Origin of the sequence: Streptomyces sp. NPDC005803 (genome assembly GCF_040630435.1) — a bacterium.
Taxonomy (GTDB): domain Bacteria; phylum Actinomycetota; class Actinomycetes; order Streptomycetales; family Streptomycetaceae; genus Streptomyces.
Window position 1 is genome coordinate 1 of sequence record NZ_JBEXXO010000085.1, and the last position, 1,208, is coordinate 1,208.

Consider the following 1,208-nt stretch of genomic DNA (forward strand, 5'->3'; position numbering starts at 1 on the left):
CGCCGCGCGGCCCGGCGACGTGGGCGTCCGGGCGGTTGCGGGCCCGCAACCGCCCGCCGGGCGGGCGCGTCTCCTCCTCCATGATCCGAACCGCGACCCCCGCCGATCTCGACGCCATCGTCCGCCTGCACACCGAGGCCCGGGCCACCTACTACAGCGGGTACCTTCCCGAGGAGGAGTACGCCGGCGAGGCCGAGGTGGGCCGCAGCCGGGAAGGCTGGGCCCGGGCCGTCGACCGGGACGACGCCACCGTGCTCTGCGCCGAAACGGACGGGATGCTCACCGGCATAGCGGCCTACTCCCCGCGCGAGGGCGTCATGCACCTCTCCCAGCTGCACGTCTCACCGGCCCACTGGCGCAAGGGAGTCGGGACCGCCCTGCACACGGCGTGCGTGGCCGCCTGGCAGCGGGACGGGGTGACGGACGCCCTCCTGGAGGTCTTCGCCCACAACCTCCGCGCCCAGTCCTTCTACGCGGCGCGCGGATGGGCCCCCGACCCGGAGCGCCCCCGGGCGGGCACCCATCTGGTGCTGCGGCTCGCGGTACCGGCCGCCGGCCGTCCGTAGGGACGGACCGTCGCGGGCGGCGTCGCGCCTGGCCGCGGCCTGCGGCCGCGGTAAGCCCCTCGCCTCCTCTCGATCGCGGCATCTGCAAAGCGATGCGACGGTGCGGCCCTCTGTACCCTGCCGATGCGCGCATGGCACCCTCCTCAAATTGATTGCGAACGCAATCGCAGAGGTGGGGACGGCCACCCTCGCCCTGGGGCCGTATGGCGAACGCGGCTGCGGCGCTCATCAGGGAAATGAGTGCCCGAATCAGGTCGAAAGGGTCGGGTCCCAGCTCCGCGCCCACTCCGACGAGCTGCTGCGACCCTCGAAGCAGACGGCGCAGGAGGCCGCGCAGGACCTTCAGGAAGGCATGCGGGGCCCGGCCACGGATGCCGTGGAATCCGTGAAGAGCACCGCGCGGGACGCCGCTGACGCCACGAAGCAACAGGCCCGGGACTCCGGTCAGGAGGCCGCGACGGGGCTGCGCGAGGCCGGCCAGGACGCCGCCCGGGAGGCACGCGACCGAGCGGGCAGCTGACCCCCCGCCATCGTGGGACGCCTGCCACCACCATCTCCGGCTGGACCGTCGAGACCATCGGCGACGACATCGCCTGGATGCGGTTCGGTGAGGACGGCCAGCTGTACGCGATCAACCCCGAG

At 73.5% G+C, this 1,208-nt stretch carries 2 protein-coding genes and 1 pseudogene; all 3 read left to right on the forward strand.

The features are described 5' to 3' along the window. Window positions 1-80: 80 nt before the first annotated feature. Complete coding sequence (locus ABZ454_RS38900) at window positions 81-566, forward strand: GNAT family N-acetyltransferase (RefSeq protein ID WP_359544146.1); 486 nt, start codon at window positions 81-83, stop codon at window positions 564-566. A gap of 148 nt (window positions 567-714) precedes the next feature. After that, window positions 715-1,086 (forward strand): hypothetical protein, encoded by a 372-nt coding sequence (locus tag ABZ454_RS38905; RefSeq protein ID WP_359544145.1) that lies wholly within the window; start codon window positions 715-717, stop codon window positions 1,084-1,086. A gap of 29 nt (window positions 1,087-1,115) precedes the next feature. Beyond that, window positions 1,116-1,208, forward strand: a pseudogene (locus ABZ454_RS38910) (phosphoenolpyruvate carboxykinase domain-containing protein); the annotation flags it as partial.